Annotated in this window: 20 protein-coding genes and 1 riboswitch; all 20 genes read right to left on the reverse strand. The window is 31.7% G+C overall.

Annotation, left to right across the window (positions count from 1 at the left end; all coding sequences use genetic code 11):
• Positions 1-57: 57 nt before the first annotated feature.
• Positions 58-2061 carry a triple tyrosine motif-containing protein gene (locus tag KM800_RS11360; RefSeq protein WP_217813179.1) on the reverse strand — a complete coding sequence of 668 codons (2004 nt, stop codon included), beginning with the start codon at positions 2059-2061 and terminating at the stop codon, positions 58-60.
• A gap of 110 nt (positions 2062-2171) precedes the next feature.
• Entirely contained in the window at positions 2172-2603 is a 432-nt protein-coding gene (locus KM800_RS11365; RefSeq protein WP_217813180.1) for a YaiI/YqxD family protein, read from the reverse strand.
• A 78-nt stretch (positions 2604-2681) separates the two neighbouring features.
• Positions 2682-4037, reverse strand: a complete 1356-nt coding sequence (locus KM800_RS11370; RefSeq protein WP_217813181.1) for a glucose-6-phosphate isomerase — start codon at positions 4035-4037, stop codon at positions 2682-2684.
• Positions 4038-4246: 209 nt separating this feature from the next.
• Positions 4247-4630: a hypothetical protein gene (locus tag KM800_RS11375; RefSeq protein WP_217813182.1), complete on the reverse strand. Its 384-nt coding sequence runs from the start codon at positions 4628-4630 to the stop codon at positions 4247-4249.
• Between the two features lie 350 nt (positions 4631-4980).
• Complete coding sequence (locus KM800_RS11380; RefSeq protein ID WP_217813183.1) at positions 4981-6120, reverse strand: acyl-CoA dehydrogenase; 1140 nt, start codon at positions 6118-6120, stop codon at positions 4981-4983.
• Between the two features lie 59 nt (positions 6121-6179).
• A complete protein-coding gene (locus KM800_RS11385; RefSeq protein ID WP_217813184.1) occupies positions 6180-7613 on the reverse strand; it encodes an FAD-binding oxidoreductase in 1434 nt (477 codons plus the stop codon).
• 100 nt (positions 7614-7713) lie between these two features.
• Positions 7714-8652, reverse strand: coding sequence for an electron transfer flavoprotein subunit alpha/FixB family protein (locus KM800_RS11390; RefSeq protein ID WP_217813185.1), 939 nt, complete (start codon positions 8650-8652; stop codon positions 7714-7716).
• 20 nt (positions 8653-8672) lie between these two features.
• On the reverse strand, positions 8673-9458 hold the full coding sequence (locus tag KM800_RS11395) for an electron transfer flavoprotein subunit beta/FixA family protein (protein WP_217813186.1): 786 nt from the start codon (positions 9456-9458) through the stop codon (positions 8673-8675).
• A 674-nt stretch (positions 9459-10132) separates the two neighbouring features.
• Positions 10133-11665 (reverse strand): glutamine-hydrolyzing GMP synthase, encoded by a 1533-nt coding sequence (guaA, locus tag KM800_RS11400; RefSeq protein ID WP_217813187.1) that lies wholly within the window; start codon positions 11663-11665, stop codon positions 10133-10135.
• Between the two features lie 123 nt (positions 11666-11788).
• On the reverse strand, positions 11789-13243 hold the full coding sequence (gene guaB, locus KM800_RS11405) for an IMP dehydrogenase (RefSeq protein WP_217813188.1): 1455 nt from the start codon (positions 13241-13243) through the stop codon (positions 11789-11791).
• 93 nt (positions 13244-13336) lie between these two features.
• Positions 13337-13435: riboswitch (purine riboswitch) on the reverse strand.
• A 164-nt stretch (positions 13436-13599) separates the two neighbouring features.
• Positions 13600-15237, reverse strand: coding sequence for a chaperonin GroEL (gene groL, locus KM800_RS11410; protein ID WP_217813189.1), 1638 nt, complete (start codon positions 15235-15237; stop codon positions 13600-13602).
• Between the two features lie 44 nt (positions 15238-15281).
• Complete coding sequence (groES, locus tag KM800_RS11415) at positions 15282-15569, reverse strand: co-chaperone GroES (RefSeq protein ID WP_217813190.1); 288 nt, start codon at positions 15567-15569, stop codon at positions 15282-15284.
• A gap of 238 nt (positions 15570-15807) precedes the next feature.
• Positions 15808-16533: a TVP38/TMEM64 family protein gene (locus KM800_RS11420; RefSeq protein WP_217813191.1), complete on the reverse strand. Its 726-nt coding sequence runs from the start codon at positions 16531-16533 to the stop codon at positions 15808-15810.
• 145 nt (positions 16534-16678) lie between these two features.
• A complete protein-coding gene (locus KM800_RS11425) occupies positions 16679-18166 on the reverse strand; it encodes a 4Fe-4S dicluster domain-containing protein (protein ID WP_217813192.1) in 1488 nt (495 codons plus the stop codon).
• 252 nt (positions 18167-18418) lie between these two features.
• A complete protein-coding gene (locus tag KM800_RS11430; protein ID WP_217813193.1) occupies positions 18419-18808 on the reverse strand; it encodes a GtrA family protein in 390 nt (129 codons plus the stop codon).
• 29 nt (positions 18809-18837) lie between these two features.
• Complete coding sequence (locus KM800_RS11435) at positions 18838-19746, reverse strand: DNA-3-methyladenine glycosylase family protein (protein WP_217813194.1); 909 nt, start codon at positions 19744-19746, stop codon at positions 18838-18840.
• 147 nt (positions 19747-19893) lie between these two features.
• Complete coding sequence (gene gltA / locus KM800_RS11440; protein WP_217813195.1) at positions 19894-21285, reverse strand: NADPH-dependent glutamate synthase; 1392 nt, start codon at positions 21283-21285, stop codon at positions 19894-19896.
• The gene (locus KM800_RS11445; protein WP_217813196.1) at positions 21285-22175 is read right to left on the reverse strand and encodes a sulfide/dihydroorotate dehydrogenase-like FAD/NAD-binding protein; all 891 of its coding nucleotides are present in this window, start codon (positions 22173-22175) and stop codon (positions 21285-21287) included. Before KM800_RS11445 ends, gltA begins: the two co-directional genes overlap by 1 nt.
• Positions 22176-22382: 207 nt before the next feature.
• Positions 22383-23231 (reverse strand): 3-hydroxybutyryl-CoA dehydrogenase, encoded by an 849-nt coding sequence (locus KM800_RS11450; RefSeq protein ID WP_217813197.1) that lies wholly within the window; start codon positions 23229-23231, stop codon positions 22383-22385.
• Positions 23232-23293: 62 nt separating this feature from the next.
• The coding region (locus tag KM800_RS11455; RefSeq protein ID WP_217813198.1) for an electron transfer flavoprotein subunit alpha/FixB family protein at positions 23294-24131 on the reverse strand (838 nt) is incomplete at its 5' end.

A 24131-nucleotide genomic window follows, 5' to 3' on the forward strand; every position in this document is an offset into this window, starting at 1 on the left:
ATGTAACAATATTCTCTATTTATTATCGTCTATGAAAATATTATATTTAGTATTTATTTAATTTGCTTTAAATGAAAAAATATCATAATCCTCATAAGCCTTATTACTATACTGACTTTTACAGAGAACCATTATCTTATATTCATCATTATCAAAAGGAACAAATGTATAATTGTTTTTTTTGCTATAATTTTGAATTAATGTCCAATCACCTTTCTCCATAGTATAGAACTCATAAAGTACATCCAGTCCACCTTCATTATATGCATAAAAAGTAACTGGTTTATTTATAAAAAATTTATTTTTTTCGCAAAATATTTTTGTGTCTGTAATGGGAACTGCCTCCCTTACATCTATGTTAAAATGTTTTTTACAGTCAAAATCAGAATCACTTTGAACATTTTTAGCTAATACATCCAGAGTGTACTTTCCACTACATTTGGGCAAAAAAGCATAGTTTTTTTCCTTTATAAAGTCCGTTTCCTCCACTTTGTGTCCATCTATATTAATAATATATTTTATTATAATATTTTTAGTATCCTGTGTTATTATGCTTATACACATCTTATCTCCTACCATATGATACTCTCTAGTAGGACAAAGTATATAGTCAATATTGGCAGGTATGTAATCAAATACTTCTATGCTCTTTATTAAATGACAATCATATTCTCTTTTAGAATATATATCCCTAACTCTTCCTTCAAATTCATAAAAACCTTTTTTATCAGGTGTAAACTCAATCCAATTATTCTTATTGCAATCTGTTTTTTGAATTACTTTTCCATCTTTTATTATTATAAAACTATATCTTAAGTCCAAACCTCCTGAAGCAGATACTACAGCTCTTATAGTTTCTCCCCTTAATATTTTGTTATCTTTGTTTAAAGTAATATTCTGAATTACTACAGGCTCACTACTTCTATGATCTATAATAAAATTCATATAATCACAAGTTTCATAATCTCCAGTATAGGATTTATCCTTTACAAACAGCATTAATTTGTATTTTCCAGGTTTTTTACTTCTCCATACATAACTAGAAGAACTTATATATCCTGAATTTTCAATTTCTTCACCTTCAATAACGTATCTGTATAGAAGCTGTTTACCTCCTATAACTTCTGAACTAATAGTAATATCTGTATCCTGAAGCTGAGGAGAATTTAAATCTGTTGTAAAATTCTTTATAATTATATCCTTGTATTTTTTTATACCGAAATTTAAGATTGCCCTATCATCAAATTTATCTTCAGAATACATATCTTTTGCAAAACACAACAGTTTATAATCCCCTGCCTTTTTTTCTACATAACTTACAGTTTTTTTAGTAGAATAGTTCTGTATACATTCCACTTCTCTATTTGAATTTATTTTGAAGAACTTATATAGTATGGTTCTATTTTCTTCACTTTCAGATATGACTTTAAAACTTATTTCAGAATCCTCAATTAAATTATTACTTAAACATTTGAAATCTACTATTTCTACTTTTTTTAGCTTTTCTACAGAGAATTTTGCCTTTTTAAAGTCGTCAAAATCACTTTTAGAATAGATGTCCTTGCATTCTACTAGTATCTCTCCACCTTTTTCTGACTTTAACGTATAAAAAAGTGCATTATCTATAGAATAATCTCTTATAAGCTGCCATTTTTTATCTATTCTTATCCAGTATCTATACATGAGAGGTGTTTTATTGGAATCTACAAAGATTCTTATTTTATCTCCCAATGTAAACTTGTCTTTATTTAAAATAATACTGTTTATAAGTTTTTCCTGTACATCTCCTATAATATAATTCATTCTAGATACATAGTCAAAACTCTTATTACTATCTCTGTTTTTGGCTTGTACCATAATTATATATTTTCCGTCTTCTTCTGGAATCCATTCTACAACCCGTTCACAAGTAAAATCTTTTAATACTCTCCATGTTCCATTACAACCTATCATATACTTGTATAATAATTCCCCATCGAATTGATTTTCTATGTTTATAATAACTTTAGAATTTTTCTTTTCAGGATTCTCTAAACTACAATTTATAGATAATTCATTCATAAATATATCCCCCACCTAATCAATTCACATTTCAAGATTCATAACATCTACTTGTTTTACTTTAAATTATACTATAATACCATATTATGTAATAGAGTTTTTTTATATTTTTACATATTTATTAATTTAATCAATCCATTTTTTAATCTTTCATCATCTTTTTTGGTTCTTTTCTTTGGATTATAAGTCTTGCCACCACTTCTTCTAACTTTTGAAGATATATGCCTTTCAAAAAGAAGTCTATCTATATTTTCATTATCATATATATATCCTTTGGGACTTATTGAATAACATCCCTTCCCAAGTGCCATGGCAGCTACTCCATAATCTTGAGTAATTACTATATCACATTTTTTCACTTCATTTATAAGAAACATATCAACACTTTGAAAACCACTATCTACATACTTTATAGTACTATAATTACTATTTAAAACATGGTTTATATCACAGTACATTATAACTGAAATATTATTACTCCTTGCTGTTTCTTCTATTATATCTTTTCCTGGGCAGGCATCTGCATCAACTAATATCCTCATTTATTCTCCTCATATATAAATCCCCGCTTCACCACAGTTTAAGGATGAAGCGGGAAAATTAAATTTTATCTCTCTATATTACTTAAGTCTTGCTTCCAATTCAGCTTTTTTATCCTCATAACCTGGTTTGCCAAGAAGTGCAAACATATTCTTTTTATAAGCTTCAACTCCTGGTTGATCAAATGGATTTATTCCCATTAGATACCCACTTATTGCACAAGCTTTTTCAAAGAAATATACTGTATATCCAAAATAATATGCAGTTAATTCAGGTATGCTCAAAACTATAGTTGGAACATTTCCATCACTATGGGCAAGAACTGTCCCCATGAGAGCCTGATAATTTACGAAATCCATTGACTTTCCAGCTATAAAATTCAATCCGTCAAGATTTTCCTTATCTTTCTCTATAAATACTTCTTTTCTAGGTTTCTCAACATTTATAAATGTTTCAAACAAAGTTCTCTGACCCTGTTGTATATACTGTCCCATTGAATGAAGATCTGTTGAGAAATCTCCTGCTGCAGGAAATAATCCCTTGTTGTCTTTTCCTTCACTTTCACCATATAACTGCTTCCACCATTCTCCGAAATAATGAAGGCATGGTTCAAAGTTTGTTATCATTTCTATATCTTTACCTTTTCTATATAAAGCATTTCTTGCAGCTGCATATTTATAAGCATCATTTTTGTTTAAATCATCACTACTATATGCTTTCCGAGCATCAGCTGCACCCTGCATCATTTCATCTATATCAATTCCTGCAGCTGCTATTGGTAAGAGTCCTACAGGTGTCAAAACAGAATATCTTCCACCTACATCATCAGGAATTACAAATGTTTCATATCCTTCAGTATTAGCCAGAGACTTTAATGCTCCCTTTGCCTTATCTGTAGTAGCATATATTCTCTTCTTTGCACCTTCTTTTCCATATTTCTTTTCAAGCAATTCTCTGAAAATCCTAAAGGCAATAGCTGGTTCAGTAGTAGTTCCTGATTTTGATATAACATTAACAGATAGATCCTTTCCATCTACAGCTTCCAGTAAATCTGCCATATATGTAGAACTTATATTATTTCCAACATAGAATATATCAGGATTTTTCTTTTTGTCTTTTGAAAGATTTGCATAAAATGTATGGTTTAGCATCTCTATAGCCGCCCTGGCACCTAAATATGACCCACCAATACCTATAACTATAAGTGCATCAGAGTCAGATCTTATTTTTTCTGCTGCCTTTTTTATTCTATTAAATTCATCCTTGTCATAATCAACAGGCAAATTAACCCATCCTAAAAAGTCATTTCCTGCTCCTGTTTTTTCATTTACCATCTTATCAGCAGTTGAAACAAAATTCTGTAATTTTTCAATTTCACTTTCCTGTAAATAAGGTTTAGTCTTACTTAAATCCAATGTTAAACTTTTTTTTGCCATCCTCTTACCTCCATATTATATATAATTAGCTCCACTTGAAATTTTAGACTATTTTATTATATAAATCAACTATTATATTTACCTTATTTTAACATTTGTTTTCATTATATTAAATGTATACTATATTTCTATTAAAATACATCATGATAAATTCTAGAAAAGCTTGTATGCCAATCTAGAATTTATTTGTTTTCTTAATTATCACAAATTTATTTGTTTTCTTCAACAAGTTCTTTCTTTTTATATTGATTTACTTCAAGCACAGCACCCTTTATAATATTATAAATTTCATCATCTGTAAGACTTGTTTTATTTTTAATTATTTCCAGTACTTTTGAATGTTTCATATTGCTCTTCCAATGAGATTCTCTGCCAAGTTGTTCTACCGTTTTAACTGCATCGCAAACTATTTGTTTATCCTTGTTGTACTCTTCTATTTTCATGGATTGCTGCAATGCCTCCTGCTTCTTTTTTATGAAATTTTCTTCAGAATCTAGATAAGCTTTAAACTGTCTTCTTGCAATTTCTAGAACAGCTCCTATAAATGCAGCTATTATAGGTATAATAACCTGACTTATAACTAGTTCCCTCATACTACATACCTCCAAAAATTTATTAAAATTATACTTTATATATAGTATTAAACTCTGTTTGAAAATGTTTATTCTAAAAATGTTTAAATTTATGTAAATATGTCTATACTAATAATGTATCCCCCCCATGGAGATATTTCATTGAAGAAGGTTACTGTTTTATAACTTGTTATCTTCTTCCAAGTTTATAAGTTAAAATTGATAAAGAGGTCATTAAGATATAGTATCTTAATGACCTCTTTACCAATAATATAAAGCGAATTATAAAAAATACAAAAAAAAGTTTAAAACCAGATGTTCAAGAAACAATCTTCCTAAACATCTGTTTTCAAGTTAATTTTAGTTATTTATTATTTAAGCAACCATCCAGAAATTACCATCATTTGAACTTCTGATGTTCCTTCATAAATTTCTGTTATTTTTGCATCACGCATCATTCTTTCAATTGGATAATCGCTTGTATATCCATATCCACCAAATAATTGTAAGCAACGACTTGTTACATCACTTGCATTTCTAGCAGCAACTAATTTTGCCATAGCAGCATACTTTGTAAATCTTTTATGATCATCTTTTGCACATGCAGCTTGATATACTAAAAGTTTTGCAGCTTCTGTGTTCGCATGCATTTTAGCAAGTTCAAATTGTGTATTTTGGAATTTTGAAATAGGGCGTCCAAATTGAATACGTTCCTTAACATATTTTACAGTTTCGTCTATTGCTCCTTCTGCAATACCAAGAGCTTGTGCAGCTATACCAATACGACCTCCATCAAGAGTTGCCATTGCAATGTTAAATCCTTTGCCTTCTTCTCCCAAAAGATTTTCCTTTGGAACTATGCAATTATCAAAGAATAATTCACATGTAGAAGATGCACGGATTCCCATCTTTAACTCATGACTTCCAACAGAAAATCCAGGAAAATCTTTTTCAACGATGAATGCTGAAATACCCTTTGTTCCCTTACTCTTATCTGTCATAGCAAAAATAATATATATATCTGCATATCCTGCATTAGTAATAAAGATTTTGCTTCCATTTAATACATAATGGTCTCCTTCTAATACAGCTGTTGTCTTTTGCATGGAAGCATCAGTTCCAGCAACTGGTTCTGTTAATCCAAAGGCACCTAATTTCTCACCTGAAGCAAGTGATTTTACATATTTTTCTTTTTGTGCATCTGTGCCATATGTGTAAATTGGTGTTGTACCAAGACTTGTATGTGCTGAAACAATAACACCTGTTGTTGCACAACATTTGGATAATTCTTCTACGCATTGTACATAGCTTAATGTGTCCATTCCAGCTCCACCATATTCTTCAGGGAATGGAATTCCAAGCAAGCCCATTTCAGCCATTTTTGCTACATTTTCTTTTGGAAAACGCATAGTTTCATCAATTTCTTTTGCAATTGGTTTTACCTCATTTTGTGCAAAATCACGATACATTTCCTGTAATTGTTGATGATTTTCATCTTGTTTAAAATCCATATCAATCTCCTACCCTTCTAATTTATATAATTGCATTCTATTTATATAATCGCGTTTTATTAGTTTGTGCCATCTAATGTGTAGCACACTTTACCCGGATTCATAATGGAATTCGGATCAAACGCTTTTTTGATACCCTTCATCAAATTCATATTTAGTGCTCCAACACTTTCTGCTAAGTATTTCATCTTTCCACTACCAATTCCATGTTCTCCTGAAACAAGGCCACCACATTTTGTTGCTTCTGCATAAATAATGTCGAAGAATTTATCAACTCTTGCTTTAAATTCTGCTTCTTCAAGATCATTACTACATTGATATATGTGAAGATTTCCATCTCCTGCATGTCCAAAGCTTCTAATAGTCAATCCACACTCTTTACCAGCTTTATTTACAAAAGCAAGATAAGGAGCAATTTTATTTACTGGAACTACAACATCACATTCATCTAATAATTTTGTTTCTGCCATAATTGCTTCTAAGAAACTAGAACGCGCAGCCCATGCATCTTTCATTTTTGCAGGTGTGTCAGCTACAAGAACATCAATTGCTCCTGCATCCAATACTACTTCACTTGCTTGTTCAATAAGATTGTTTAATTCCTCTTCATCACTAGCATCTAGGGTAACAAGTAAATAAGCATTTGCAGTTACTCCATCAATTACTTGTGGAAATGCACTCTTACCAATATATCTTTCACTTGATAAAACAATTTCTCTTTCCATAAATTCCAATGCTTGTGGATTCAAGTGTGCCATTTTAAATTTAGGGACAGCTGAAATACAATCATCCAAGTTTTCAAATGGAATAATTAAACTTGCAACTACCTTTGGTGCCGGCATAACCTTCAAGGTAAGTTCTGTAATAATTCCAAGTGTACCTTCTGAACCAATCATCAAATTCAAGAGACTGTAACCTGAGCTAGTTTTTGATACTGTAGCTCCGAAGTTGGTAATTTCCCCTGTTGGAAGAACAACTGTCATTGCACGTACATAATCACGTGTTGCACCGTATTTAACGGCTCTCATTCCACCAGCATTAGTTGAAACATTTCCACCTAGACAAGCGAACTTTTCACCTGGATCTGGAGCATATAATAATCCTTGTTTTGTACAGTCCTCTGCAAGATCATTCAATAAAACACCTGATTGAACATGAACAACAAAATTTTCTAAATCATAAGAAAGAATTTTATTCATCTTTGTAATATCAATTAAAACTCCACCTAAAATTGGTACTGCTCCACCTGCAAGACCTGTTCCTGCTCCTCTTGGAGTTACTGGTATTTTATTTTCATTACATATTTTTACTACTGCAGCAACTTCCTCTGTAGAGTGTGCCACAAGTACAACCTGTGGAGCTTTCTTTCCATAAATAGGCATTTCATCATGAGAATAATCTTCATTGATGTCATCACCTGTTAAAATATGTCCTGGAGCTGCCTTCTGCAATTTTGATATTAATTCTTCTGTCAATTGATTATATTCTGCCATAATAATCATTCCTTTCTATTTTTTTATTATATAATGCTCTAATTAATAAAGCATTATACGTAATCCTGTTTTCATTCTAAACTAAGGAATAGAAAAATCTTTACTTGGCTTTTGCTTTCTTCATTTCTTCAATCATAATTGGAAGAATTTCAATTGCATTTCCAACAATACTTATATCGGAAATTTCAAAAATAGGAGCTTCTTCATCTTTATTAATTGCCACAATATAATTAGATCCTGACATTCCAGATGTATGTTGTGTTGCTCCAGAAAGACCACATGCAATATAAAGTTTTGGTGCTACAACCTTTCCTGATTGTCCAACTTGGTGTGCACGAGAAATCCATCCTTCTTCAATTACTGGTCTTGTTGCACCTACTACGCCATCAAGTACATTTGCTAATTCTTCCACAAGTTTGAAATTTTCTGCACTTCCCATTCCACGTCCACCAGAAACAATAACTTGTGCTTCTTCTAAATTAACAGATTCAGAAAGTTCTTTTACTGTATCAATAATTTTTGCCTTAATAGCATCGTCTGAAATCTCTATTTTTTTCTCTGTTACACCTGCATTAGAAGCAGCATCTGGCTTTGGAAAACTTCCATTTCTAACTGTAATTACGGATGCGCCCTCTACTTCAATATGTTCTAAAATTGTACCACCATAAGCTGGTCTAGTATATATAACTTTACCATCAGCTTTATTTATCCCTGTTACGTCACTTACACATCCCAAATCTATTCGTGCTGCAATACGTGGTGTAATATCTTTAGCTAATGCTGTATTAGCCAATAAAACAATATCTGGATTTTGTTCTTTAACAGTTTCCGATAATACTTCTGTCAAAGTATCGCAATCTGTAGCATTATCTGTGAAAATAACTGGAACTCCCAAAGCAGCTACTGTATCTGCAGCAGCTCTGTTACCTACTACAAGAGCTGTTCCTTCTGCATCCAATGCCTTTACTGCACTAATTAATTCAAGGCTTCCACCTAATACTTTTTTTTCATCTGTTTCAATAAACAATAATGCTTTCATAATTTCATTTTCCTCCTTAATTAGATTGCCTTATCTTTTTTCATTTGTTCCATAGCAGCACTTACTGCCAATGTAGCATCTTTCTCCTGAATTTTGATACCAGCCTCTTTTTTAGGAGGTGCAACATATTCAATACAACGTACTTTTGCTTGTTTTACCTCTCCAATTTCTGATGCTGAATAAGTTGGAATAACTGCCCTACGGCTCTTCATTTTATTCTTAATAGTAGGATAACGAGGATCATAATCTGGTTTACTTACTGTTACTACAGCTGGAGTTTCTAACGAAACTACATTATATCCTTCTTCAATTTCTTGATTAACTGCAATACCATTATCTTTCAAATCGATTTCAATTGCACTGCTAACAAAGCCTGTTTCCAATTTTTCAGCAAGCATTGACCCTACTTGACCAGTAATTTCATCTGTAGATTCCTTTCCACAAAGAATCAAATCAAATTTTTCGCCCTTGTCTTTTTCAATTTTATGAATAGCATCTGCCAAAACATCTGCTGCTCCAATAGCATCTAAGTTTGCATATGAGTCGTCTTTTACAAAAAATGCCTCGTTAGCTCCTACAGCAAGACAATTTTTTAATGTATTTAGAGAATCCTCTGCTCCAACAGTTAATACACTGACATTTCCTCCATGAGCTTCCATAAAACGAACTGCTAATTCTAATGCATATGTATCAAATGCATTTGCTACCAAACTGACTCCATTCAAATTAGGTTTTTTCGTTTCATTATCCAAATGAATTTCAACAGAATCATCTGGAACCTGTTTTACACATAACAGAATCTTCATATTTCCCTCTCCTTTACACTTTTATATTATTAAACTGTTTTTTTGGATAGAACCATTGTGTATCTAAATTTTTGTAACTGTTCAGTCATTGCCAAAATCAATTTTTTCGTTCTAATAAGCAATATAGCCATACTTTTGATTGTTAAAAAACGATCAAAAAATTTTTAAACTTTTCGTTATATTGAATATATATAACATTTTTATTTTTATACAGATATGGCTCTACAGGTCCATATAACAGTCCTTTTCAAGAAATCAATGCCTAAATAGCTACAAATTTTTACAGAATACCATTTTATAACTATTGTTTTGATTAATTTCTACAAAAGTATTATTGATGGTATTACCACCTTAGTTAAAATCTTATCACAATATATAAAATGCTTCAAGTATTTCTTTAAGTATTTAAATACTTTTTTTAGTAGCATATATTAAAATTTTTTATATACTATATAACTAAAGTTACTAATATTTAATCTTAAGTAGTATCATTGAAAAATTTGACTTAAAATAAGTTTTATAAAAAAGTGGGGTAAATCAAATTCACATGCATTTCTAATCATTGAATTCGACTTTACTCCACTACTAATTTCAAAAAACTCTTAATACCTTCTCACATCTATATTTTTATATTTTACAAACTATGTTATATCACATTTATATAGATTTTAATGCTATTCCCACTCAATAGTTGAAGGTGGTTTGCTGGTTATGTCATATACTATTCTATTTACACCTTTAACTTCATTTACTATTCTTCTAGAAACTTTATCTAATACATTATATGGTATTCTAGCCCAATCAGAAGTCATAGCATCTGAAGATATAACCGCTCTAAGTGCAATTGTATAACAATAAGTTCTTTCATCTCCCATTACTCCTACAGATCTTATATTTGGAAGACATGCAAAGTACTGCCATATAGTTTCATCCAATCCGGCATTTGCGATTTCTTCTCTAAATATAGCATCTGCTTCTCTTGTTATTTCAAGTTTTTCCTCAGTAACAGCTCCCAAAACTCTTATTGCAAGTCCTGGACCTGGGAAAGGCTGTCTCCATACTAACTTATGGGGTATTCCAAGTTCTTCACCTACTGCCCTAACTTCATCTTTAAACAATTCCCTAAGAGGTTCTATAAGTTTGAAATCCATATCCTCTGGAAGCCCACCAACATTGTGATGACTTTTTATAGTAGCAGAAGTACCTAGACCACTTTCCACTACATCTGGATATATAGTCCCCTGTACAAGGAAAGATATATCTCCAAGTTTTTTAGCTTCACTTTCGAATAATCTTATAAACTCTTCTCCTATTATTTTTCTCTTTTTTTCAGGATCATCTACATCGACTAATTTGCCCAAAAATCTTTCTTTAGCATCTACTCTTATGAAATTCATATCAAACTGTTTTTTGAAAACAGTTTCTACCTGATCTCCCTCATTCTTCCTTAAAAGACCATGATCTACAAATATGCAGGTAAGCTGTTTTCCGATAGCCTTATGAACGAGAACTGCAGCTACTGAAGAATCAACTCCTCCAGACATAGCACATATAACTTTTTTATCTCCAACTTTTTCTTTAATTGCCTTTACCTTTTCTTCTACAAAAGAAGACATAGACCAATCGCCTTTTAAATTACATATATTAAATAAAAAATTTGATATCATTTTTTTGCCAAAAGGCGTATGCTCAACTTCTGGATGAAATTGTACTCCATATATTTTTCGCCCTGAATCTTCTACCGCTGCTACTGGGCACTCATCTGTAGTACCTATTACCTTGAATCCTTCAGGTGCATCGGATACTACATCCGTATGACTCATCCATGAGATTTGCTCTCTCTCTATTCCACTAAATAGAGGACTGCTACTATCCAAACTTACTTTTGTCTTTCCATATTCCCTTACTACTGCACTTTCAACTTTACCACCTAAATTACTGCATATAAATTGATGTCCATAGCATATTCCCAAAATAGGAACACCTAGTTTAAATACGTCACCACTTATTTTTGGGGCATTTTCTCCATATACACTTTTAGGCCCACCAGTAAATATTATACCGTCTGGACTTTTTTGTTTTATCTTGTCTATGGAATATGTATATGGAACTATTTCACAATAAACATTATTTTCCCTGACTCTTCTCGCTATAAGTTGATTATATTGTCCACCAAAATCAACTACTATAACTAATTGTCTTTTCATAAATTTCCTCCCAACTAATTAAGGAAATAATCCTAATACTAATTTATTATTTTAACCATAACCAACATTATAGCATCATACTACATACATTGTACATAGTATGATGCTATGCCTTCAAATATATTACTGTCTAATGCTATAATTTGGAGCTTCTTTTGTCATGGATATATCATGAGGATGACTTTCCCTTAAACCAGCTGAAGATTGAACTACAAATTTAGAATTTTCATATAAGGTATTTAAATCAGCAGCTCCTAGATATCCCATTCCTGAACGTATTCCTCCAATCAGCTGGAATATTGTATCTGCTACATATCCCTTATAAGGTACTCTTCCTTCAACACCTTCTGGTACCAACTTTTTGTTTCCTTCTTGAAAATATCTATCCTTGCTTCCACTTGCCATAGCAGACAATGATCCCATTCCTCTATAGACTTTATAAGTTCTTCCTTTATATATTTCAGTTTCACCAGGTGCTTCTTCACATCCTGCAAGCATGGATCCCATCATGGCAACTTTTGCTCCGGCAGCAAGTGCCTTCACTATGTCTCCAGAATATTTTATTCCACCATCTGCTATAACAGGTATTCCATATTTGTTGGCTTCTTCTACACAATCCATAACTGCTGTAAGTTGAGGAACTCCAACTCCTGCCACAACTCTGGTAGTACATATTGAACCAGGTCCTATACCAACTTTTACTGCATCTGCTCCAGCTAAAATCAAATCTTTAGTAGCTTCTGCTGTTGCAATATTTCCTGCTATTATTTGTATGTTGTGAAATGTTTCTTTTATTTTTCTTACTGCTTCCAATACTCCTTTTGAGTGACCATGTGCTGTATCAACAGTTAGAACATCAGCTCCAGCCTCAATAAGTGCAGATACCCTTGCCATCATATCTTTAGTAACTCCAACAGCTGCTCCACATAGTAATCTTCCCTTTTCATCCTTTGCACTGTTAGGAAATCTTTTTATTTTTTCTATATCCTTTATAGTTATAAGTCCTCTTAAATTATTATCTTTGTCAACTAATGGCAGTTTCTCTATTTTATTATTCTTTAGTATCTCCTTAGCTTGTTCTATATTAGTGTCTTCTGGAGCTGTTATAAGTTTTTCTTTGGTCATAACTTCTGAGATTTTTCTACTATAATCCGTTTCAAAAACTATATCTCTATTAGTTATTATACCTACCAATTTTCCTCCTACTGTTATAGGAACTCCTGATATTCTGTATTTGCTCATAAGAGCCAATGAATCATCTATAGTATTGTCTGGTGAAAGATAAAATGGATTTGTTATTACTCCATTTTCCTGTCTCTTTACTTTGTCTACTTCAGCTGCCTGCTGCTCTATAGTCATATTCTTATGTATTATACCAATTCCGCCTTCTCGCGCTACTGCTATGGCCATTCTAGAATCAGTAACAGTATCCATACTTGCACTCATAACTGGTAAATTTAGCTTTATCTTCTTAGTTAAATTGGTTTTTAATGATACCTCTCTAGGTAAAACTTCTGATTTATTTGGTACAAGTAGAACGTCATCAAAAGTATAAGCTTGTTTTAAAATTTTTGCCACTTAAAATCACTCCTAAAATTATAATTAAAATAAATTTTACTTAAATCAATAAAAAACCATATTAAATTACTTGAAGTGAAATTTAATATGATTACACCATAAAAATTCACCCATAGTCGGGGATTTACGGTCTCCGGTAGATACTTTCCTGCCATATCCAGGATGTATACGAGCTATACAAAATAATAGTATTTATTTTTATAAATTTTGATATATTTCTATCTATTCAACTAACTATTTACACTATTTTATTCAATTTTTCTGCTTTTGTCAATACATTATAAAATTTTAATAATATAAAAAATATCCCTTATAATATTAAAGGGATATTTTTATGTTTAGTATTTATTTTTTAATTAATACATTCCTTCCATTCCACCCATTCCTGGAGCACCTGCACCTGGAACTGGAGCACTATTCTTTTCTGGAATGTCCGCAACTGCTGATTCTGTAGTTAAGAATGTTGCCGCTACAGATGATGCATTTTGAAGAGCTGATCTTGTAACCTTAGCTGGATCTACAATACCACGTTCTATCATATTTACATATTCATTCTTTAAAGCATCAAAACCAATTCCTGTTTCACTATTTTTAACCTTTTCTATGATTACTGAGCCTTCTAAGCCTGCATTATTTGCTATTTGTCTTATTGGTTCTTCTAATGCCTTTCTTATTATCTTAATACCTACCCTTATATCCTGTACATCTGAATTCAATTTTTCGATTTCGGGAATTACGTTTAAGTAAGCTGTTCCACCACCTGGAACCAATCCTTCTTCAACAGCTGCTTTTGTAGCTGCCAAAGCATCTTCTATTCTCATTTTCTTTTCTTTTAATTCAGTTTCAGTTGCTGCTCCAACCTTTACGACTGCTACTCCGCCTGAAAGTTTTGCAAGTCTTTCCTGTAATTTTTCTCTATCAAAATCTGAAGTAGTCTCATCTACTTGTTTTCTAATCTGATTTACTCTATCTTTAATTTCTTCTTTTGAGCCCTTGCCATTTACAATGGTAGTATTTTCTTTTGACACTTTAACATTGTCAGCTTTTCCAAGATCCTCTAAAGTAACATCCTTTAATTCTCTTCCAAGTTCATCTGATATTACCTTTGCACCTGTAAGTATAGCTATGTCCCTAAGCATATCTTTTCTTCTGTCACCAAATCCTGGAGCTTTTACTGCTACACAGTTAAATACCCCTCTTAATTTATTAAGAACTAATGTAGTAAGAGCTTCACCTTCTACATCTTCAGCTATTATAAGTAATTTTTTACCCTGTTTTACTATCTGTTCTAAAAGTGGAAGTATGTCTTGTATGTTAGATATTTTCTTGTCAGTTATCAATATATAAGCATCATCTAAGTTTGCTTCCATCTTATCTGAATCAGTTACCATGTAAGCACTTAAATAGCCTCTATCAAACTGCATACCTTCAACTACATCTAACTCCGTACCCATTGATTTGGATTCTTCAACAGTTATAACACCTTCATGACCAACCTTTTCCATAGCATCAGCTATAAGTTTACCAATTTGTTCATCAGATGCTGATATAGCAGCTATTCTAGCTATATCTTCTTTACCATTTACTTCTTTGGATAATTTCTTTATTTCTTCTACAGCTTTATCTACAGCCATCTTTATTCCCTGCCTTATAAGCATTGGATTAGCTCCAGCTGTAACATTTTTCAAGCCTTCTCTTATTATTGCCTGTGCAAGTAATGTAGCTGTAGTAGTACCATCTCCTGCTACATCATTTGTCTTTGTAGAAACTTCCTTTACAAGCTGAGCTCCCATATTTTCATAAGGATCTTCTAATTCAATTTCCTTTGCTATAGTAACACCATCATTTGTTATAAGTGGTGAACCAAATTTTTTATCTAAAACTACATTTCTTCCTTTTGGTCCTAGTGTAACCTTAACAGTATTTGCTAATTTATCTACACCTTCTTGCATAGATCTTCTTGCTTCTTCACCGAATAAAATGCTCTTTGCCATAAAAAAACCTCCTTACAATTTTCAAACCATTATTAAATCTAATTTTATTTTTCAATTACAGCTAAAATATCATCTTGTCTTAAAATAGTATACTCTACTCCATTAATCTTTACTTCATTTCCACCATATTGGGAGAATAGAACCCTATCTCCTACCTTAACTTCAATTCTTACTTCTTTGCCATCAACAATTCCGCCTGGGCCAACTGCTACAACTTCCGCTTCCTGTGGTTTTTCTTTAGCAGCTCCTGGTAAAACTATTCCACTTTTTGTTGTTTCTTCTGCTTCTATTTTTTTTATTACAACTCTGTCTCCAAGTGGTCTAATATTCATGAAAACTCCTCCTTAAAACATTTTTTATTTATGATAAAATACTTAATTAACCTTTATTGTTAGCACTCAATATTATTGAGTGCTAATACAATTATTATAATAATAAATACCGTTTATATTTTCAAATTCTAATTTCATACTTAAACAGCATTTATACTGACATTTACCACATTTACTCCTATTACATAAATATTTCTCTTAATTTCTATTAATTTCACTGTTTCCAATTAAATATCAATTATTTTTGTGTTGAAGAGCCACATTTGCTAATCCTTAACAGGGCTTTTTTTCCTTTTAGGAAGCCTATTAAAAATAATAACACCATTGATACTGATATAATTACTATCACAAATTTATTGCCAGAATATAGTTTAGATCCAAAATAAGATGAAATTATAATTCCTGGAAGCCTTCCCAATGTAGAATAAATAAAAAACTCTCTTAAATTCATTTTAGATACTCCACATATATAGGATAGTATATCTTTAGGTATACCCGGTATTAAATATAATAAAAATACTAAAAGGTTGACCCTTCTAGAGTTTAATATCTTTGTGAAAAATTTCAACTTATTTTTTGAAGTTATTCTTTCTATAAATGGTCTTCCATAAATTTTAGATACTGTATATGCAATTACACTACCTAATGTTATTCCTACAATGGACAATATAATTCCCCAAAAAGGCCCATATATATATCCAGCTGATATTTGAACAAATTCACCTGGTATAAAAAACACAACTACTTGAAGGATTTCTAAAGTAAAAAATGCTAATACTCCATATCTTCCATATGATAAAATTATATCTTTTAGTACCTTAGGATTATTTATGATTTTCATATATTTAAAATAATATTCATAGCCTAATAAAATAAAAATTGCTATCAATATAGCAAGTATAATATAATTTCTAAATCTTTTTATATTTTTAAATAAAATCTTCTTAGCTTTAAATATACTCATTATTTAACTTCCTCTTGAACAATAAACTAAATCTATCTACTATAATATCCAAGTAAATTTTATTTATACTAATAGTTTTTTATATTTTACTGAATTGTAAAAAAACAGCTAAATATAATTAAATATTAAGCTGTTCTCACATATGCTATCTTTCCATATTTATGTCTTTGAATTTTTCAAGATTTTCATTTGAAAGTACTGTTTTTTTAGTAGACTGCTTACTAAACTTCATAAGCTGTAATCTTGACTTCATAGGTGATACCATGGTAGCAGCTCCCCCTATACAGCCTCCCTCACACATCATACCTTCTATAAAGTTTCCTGGAACTCTCCCTGCTTTTGCTCCCATCATAGTTTTCTTTATTTCATCTTTTCCACTTATTTTAACAGGTTTAAATTCTATATTTAGCTTTTTATCAGAAATATAATTTTGTATAGCAGCAGTAACTCCGCCACCCTGGGCAAATCCTCTTCCAAACGCAGAAGCATCATCTATAGATATATCCTCACAATTTTCAAGATCAATTGAGAAGCCACCCATCAAGGCTGCAATTTCCTCAAAAGTTAGTACATAATCTACGTCATGTTTTATAGACTCCCTATTTATCTCAGTTTTTTTAGCAGTACAAGGTCCTACAAATATAACTACAGAATCTTTGTCGATTTTTTTTATAAGTCTAGCAGTAGCAATCATAGGGGATACTGTTCCTGATATCTTATCTACAATATTAGGATATTTTAATTCTATATAATTCATGAATCCAGAACAACATGAATTTGTCATAAACTTGTCGCCCTTTTCCATTCTCTCCCCAAATTCATTAGCTTCATTCACTGTAACTGCATCGGCACCACAGGCTGCTTCTATCATATTTTTAAATCCCATATCAATAAAAGCTTTTTTAACTTGTCCAACTGTTATTTTATTCCCAAATTGACCTGTTATTGCTGGTGCTACTACTGCATAAACATTTTTTCCACCAACCAGATCCCTGGTAACATCAGCTATATGACTCAAATCCGATATAGCTCCAAAAGGACAAGCGGCCATACAGGCACCACAGCTTATACATTCTTCCTTTTTTATCATAGCTTTTTTATTATTTGGATTTATCTCAAGAGCCCCTGTAGGACATGATTTTTTACATGGTCTCATAACTTCTGATATTGCATTATAAGGGCATGCTTTTTTACACATTCCACATTCTCTACACATTTCCTGATTTATATATGATCTTCCATTAACCCTACTTATAGCTTTTGCTGGACATACTTCCATACATTTATGTTGAATACATCCTCTACATGCATCTGTAACATTATATTTGTCTATAGGACACTGATCACATGCTGCTGAAAGTACAAACATAGCATGGTCTCTATCAAGATTTTTTTTCAAGTCCTGTACCATATTATTAGTTGGCAAAAAACCTGCTGCCAATGTAGCTCTTTCATATACAACTGCTCTTTCTTTATATATACAGCATCTATACTCTGGCTTATCATCCGAAATAATATCATAGGTAATTCTTTGAAGTGCATCTTTTGTTAATTTATTATCCTTTGCTAGCTCTACAATCTCTTTTAATACCAAATATTTCAATTTTTTCAATGGTGATTCAAAAGCTATCAAATTTATCTCTCCTTCCTGTTACATAAATATAAAACCTTGTAATCATATACATATATTAAATTAAAGTAAAAACACATCATACTTAGCTATTTTTAATTATAACAGATTATCAATGATAATGTAACAGTTTTTGATGACATAACGATAAATTTTTAACATCATCGAGGAAACAATTCTTAAAATTCCAACAATAATTTGTGTATGACTCCTATTTTAAAATAGGAGTCATATGTTTAGATAATTATAATAAATCTAAGAAAAAGTCCATAGTCTATTTAATGTATAATTAATCAAGCCAGTAACAATAGTAGTGATCAATTGAGCTATTATTTTATTGAAATCAAATTCATTAACTAAAAAGAACAAAAGTCCCGTACTAAAAAGAAGTGACATTACATTTACAATAATAAACTTAATAAATAAAATATATATCGTTTTATGGGATTTGAATACCCATATTTCATTTAATATAAATCCATTTACAATTCCCAAAAAGTACCCTATAGCATTTGATACCATATAGTTGACACCAAGTTTTATAAGAATATTATATACAATTAAAGTTATACATGTATTTATAGTTCCTGAAATGGCATACTTGATAAATTGTTTATTTTTATTTAATAATAAACTTAAATTCATTTTTTATCTCCATTTTAATAGAATATACGTTAAACTGTTATATTATTTTCCCTAACATAGTAGAAAAGATATTGTTGTGCAAATCCTGCAAATTGATGAAACTTATTTATTCCAAATTCTCTTATTTTCTTTAAAGATACATCTGGTGCTAAATAAAAATGTGTCATCGCTCTTTTTACCCATACATCTACAGGAAATGCAGAATATTTTTGCATTGAAAACAACATTATACAATCAGCTACTTTAGGACCTACTCCCATAAATTTTTGAAGTTCCCTATGACATACATCATCTTCCTGTTGCTTAATCCATTGTATATCGAATTTTTCATCATATTTTTCAGCTCCAGGAATGCCCATAGAATATATTTTTGAAATAGTATCCTTTATGTATTTATTTCTGAATCCAGTTCCACAATTTTTCAATTCTTCTAAAGTTGCACTATTTAATCTTTCTATACTTGGAAAACTGTAAAATGTCTGGCCTTTATATTCTAATTTTTCTCCCCAAGTTGAGCTTATATTCTTTATAGCTCTTTTTATCATTGGTATTCTATTGTTGGCAGATATTATAAATGATACTATAAGTTCAAAAGGATCTTGCTTGAGAAGCCTCATTCCATATCCAAATTCTATTGATTTTTTTACAATACTGTCTTCACTTAAAATATTTTTTATTTCTCCATAATCTCTATATAGATCGAAATATTCAGTCCATATATTTTTAAAATCATCTTCATTGGTATTATATATTACTAAATCATTTCCTCTTCTCTCGACCTCGATTACTCTTCCATAAACAACCCCTATATAGTTTCCATTGTCCTGCCTATTCCATCTAAAACACTGACCACAATCAAATATATGTGCCAATTCAAAATTACGCACATCTTTCACTACTATTCCATTATCTATATTCTCTAAATAATTAAAGTCCATATTAATCCTCCTTATCATTCGTTAATAAATATATATTTTATTATACTATTATAAGTCAATATATATATTATATTAACTAAATTAGTCTATAAATAAAAAATCAGATGTATTAGAGAAACCTAATACATCTGACAATCTAGTCAACAATTATTTTGTCTTTAAATATTCATCTATTGCTTCAGCAGCTTTTTTACCTGCACCCATTGCAAGTATTACAGTAGCTGCTCCAGTTACTGCATCTCCACCGGCATATATTCCTTCTCTTGAAGTTTTTCCAGTTTCATCTTCAGCAACTATACATCTACGTTTATTAATTTCAAGACCTTTTGTAGTAGAAGATATAAGTGGATTTGGTGAAGTACCAAGTGCCATTATAACCGTATCTACTTCAAGATCAAATTCTGAGCCTTCTATTGCAACTGGCTTTCTTCTACCAGAAGCATCTGCTTCTCCAAGCTCCATTTTTATACATTTCATTGCTTTAACCCAACCATCTTCATTACCTAAAATTTCTACAGGATTAGTAAGCAAATTAAATTGAATTCCTTCTTGTCTAGCATGATGCACTTCTTCAGCTCTTGCAGGAACTTCCTCTGCTGATCTTCTATACACAATATGTACTTCTGATCCTAATCTCAATGCAGTTCTAGCAGCATCCATGGCAACATTTCCTCCACCTACTACTGCAACTTTTTTTCCAACTCTTATTGGAGTATCATAATCAGGCTTAAATGCTTTCATAAGATTATTTCTTGTTAAAAATTCATTAGCTGAAAACACACCATTTAAATTTTCTCCCGGTATACCCATAAATCTTGGAAGTCCTGCTCCTGAACCTATGAATATAGCTTGAAAACCTTCATCTTCTATAAGTTGATCTACTGTAACTGTTCTTCCTACAATTACATCAGTATCTATTTCAACGCCAAGTTTTTTTACATTTTCAACTTCATGTTTTACAACTGTATCTTTAGGAAGTCTGAATTCTGGAATTCCATAAACCAGAACCCCACCAGCTTCATGAAGCGCTTCAAATATAGTAACGTCATATCCAAGTTTTGCCAAATCGCCTGCACAGGTAAGACCTGAAGGGCCGCTTCCTACAACTGCTACTTTCTTGCCATTACTTGGCTTCCTTTGTGAAAGATCCACATTGTTTTCTCTAGACCAATCGGCTACAAATCTTTCAAGTTTCCCTATGGCAACAGCTTCTCCCTTTATGCCAAGTACACATTTGCCTTCACATTGACTTTCTTGAGGACATACTCTTCCACAGACTGCTGGAAGTGCACTGGATTTTGCTATTATTTTAGCAGCTTCTTCAAATTTTTCTTCTTTAACCTGCTGAATAAATGCTGGTATATTTATTGAAACCGGACATTGAGTGACACACATTGGTTTCTTACAGTTCAAACATCTAGAAGCTTCTTTTACAGCTTCTTCTTTTGTATATCCAAGACATACTTCTTTAAAATTAGTAGCTCTAACTTTTGGATCTTGTTCCTTTATTGGTACTCTCTTCATTCTATCTACAGCCATTATTTGTCACCTCCACAATCGCAGCCTTTTCTATGAAAAGTATCTCCCTCTTCTGCTTTTAATATCTTTCTTCCTTCTTCAGTCTTGTACATAGTCTGTCTTCTCATTGCCTCGTCAAAGTTTACTAAATGTCCATCAAATTCAGGTCCATCAACACAGGCAAACTTAACTTCTCCACCTACAGTAACCCTACAAGCTCCACACATGCCAGTTCCATCTACCATTATAGGATTCAAACTCACTATAGTTTTTATTCCATATTGTTTTGTAAGTTTGGCCATAAACTTCATCATAATCATTGGACCTATAACAACAGCATGATTATACTTCTTTCCTTCTTTTTCGATAAGATTCTTAAGCTTATCTGTAACAAATCCTTTTTCACCATAACTGCCATCATCAGTAGCTATATATAAATTATTTGCAACAGCTTTTAATTCATCTTCAAAAAGCAAATAATCTTTTGATTTACATCCAACTATTACATCTGCTTTTATTCCATGCTGACTAAGCCATTTTACCTGTGGATATACAGGCGCTGTTCCAACTCCACCTGCTACAAATATGATATTTTTCTTTTTAAGTTCTTCTTCACTTTCAGTGGTAAGATCTGAAGGCTGTCCTAAAGGTCCTACAAAGTCGTGAAAATAATCACCAACTTCATAATTAGCCATTCTCTTTGTTGATCCACCTAATGTTTGAAATACTATCTTAACAGTTCCCTTTTCTGCATCATAGTCACAAATAGTAAGAGGTATTCTTTCTCCTTTTTCATCCATTATGACTATAACAAATTGCCCTGGAAGGCATGATTTAGCTACTCTTGGTGCGTCTATATCCATTGAGAATATATTTGGCGCAAGAGTCTTTTTGTCTACAATTTTATACATTATATTCACCCCATCTGTAAAACTTATAAAAACCTATAAAAATTTATATTATAATATAAGACTTATAAAGTAAACACAATATAAGCCTTTTTTATTATAACACATTGTTAAATTAATTGCACTGTTGAGAAAACATTTACAAATAAAAAAAGAATTTTAGACTAATTTTAAATAATTAGTCTAAAATTCTTATATGTTGGCTTTTAATTATTTTGAATAATCAAAGAACCCTTTTTTACTCTTTCTTCCAAGCCATCCTGCTCTTACATATTTTCTAAGTAATGAGTGAGCTCTGTATTTGGAATCTCCTGTTTCTTTATAAAGTACATCCATAATTGCAAGACATACATCTAGTCCAATAAGATCTCCTAATGCTAGTGGTCCCATTGGATGATTAGCACCAAGTTTCATAGCTTTATCAATATCCTCTGCTGAAGCTATTCCTTCTGCAAAAATTCCTACTGCTTCATTTATCATTGGTATCAATATTCTATTTACAACAAATCCTGGAGCTTCTGCTACTTCTACCGGATCCTTGCCTATAGAAACCGCAATTTCTTTTACTGCATCAAAAGTTTCTTGTGAAGTAGCCATTCCTCTTATTATCTCAACTAATTTCATTACAGGTGCTGGATTAAAGAAATGCATTCCTATAACTTTATCCTGTCTTTTTGTAGCAGATGCTATTTCAGTTATTGACAATGAAGAAGTATTAGAAGCTAAAATTGTTTCAGGCTTACATATTTTATCCAAGTCACCAAATATTTGCTTCTTTATCTCCATATTTTCAACTGCTGCTTCTATTACTAGATCGCAATCAGCTGCCTTTTCTAGGTCAACTGTTCCACTTATTCTAGCAAGTATTGCATCAGCATCTGCCTGTGCCATTTTACCCTTTGCTATTCTCTTGTCAAATCCTTTTTTAATTCCTGCAAGTCCTCTATCAACAAATTCATCTTTGATATCTCTTATTAATACTTCACAACCTTTAGCTGCAAAAGCCTGAGCTATCCCAGAACCCATTGTACCTGCACCAAGAACACATATTTTTTTCATAACAATTTTCCTCCTATAGCTAATATTTTAACTTGAATCTTATAAACAAATTAAAAGCACTCTTAATTTAAAGCTTTAATTTGAGTTATAAGTTCAGGAATAACCTTAGTATAATCACCAACAATAGCAAGATCTGCTATTTTCATTATTGGAGCATCTGCATCTTTATTTATAGCTAATATATATCCACTATCCTGCATACCTGCTAAATGCTGTATAGCTCCTGATATTCCAACTGCTATATAAAATCCAGGTCTTACTGTCTTACCAGTCTGACCTACTTGATAATTTTTATCTATCCATCCATTATCAACAGCTGCACGTGATCCGCCTACAGTTCCATCTAATAAACCTGCCAATTCCTGAAGTACCTTGAAACCTTCTTTGTCTCCAAGACCTCTTCCTCCAGATATAATAACTTTTGCTTCACCAATATCCACTGTATCTTTAGCAATCTTTATAACTTCTTGTACATCTACTTTTATATCTTCTTTAGAGATGTTTGCACTTGATTTTTCTATATTTTCAGACTTTGCATCTGCTTTTTTAAGTTTCTCGAAAACTCCAGGTCTAACTGTGGACATCTGCGGTCTGTGATCTCCACATACTATAGTTGCCATTAAATTTCCACCAAAAGCAGGTCTTGTCATCATCAAATTATTTGTGTCTGCATCTATATCAAGTCCTGTGCAATCTGCAGTAAGTCCTGTAACAAGTTTAGCTGCAAGCCTTGGTCCTAAATCTCTTCCAATAAAACTTGCACCAATTAACAATACTTCTGGTTGCTTTTCTTGTACAAGTTCAGAAATTACTTTAGTATATGCATCTGTAGTATAGTGCTTCAAAAGCGGACTATCAGCATATAGTACTTTATCCGCTCCATATGCTGATAATTCTTTT

This window comes from Clostridium tyrobutyricum (assembly GCF_019144085.1).
Taxonomy (GTDB): Bacteria; Bacillota; Clostridia; order Clostridiales; family Clostridiaceae; genus Clostridium_B; species Clostridium_B tyrobutyricum_A.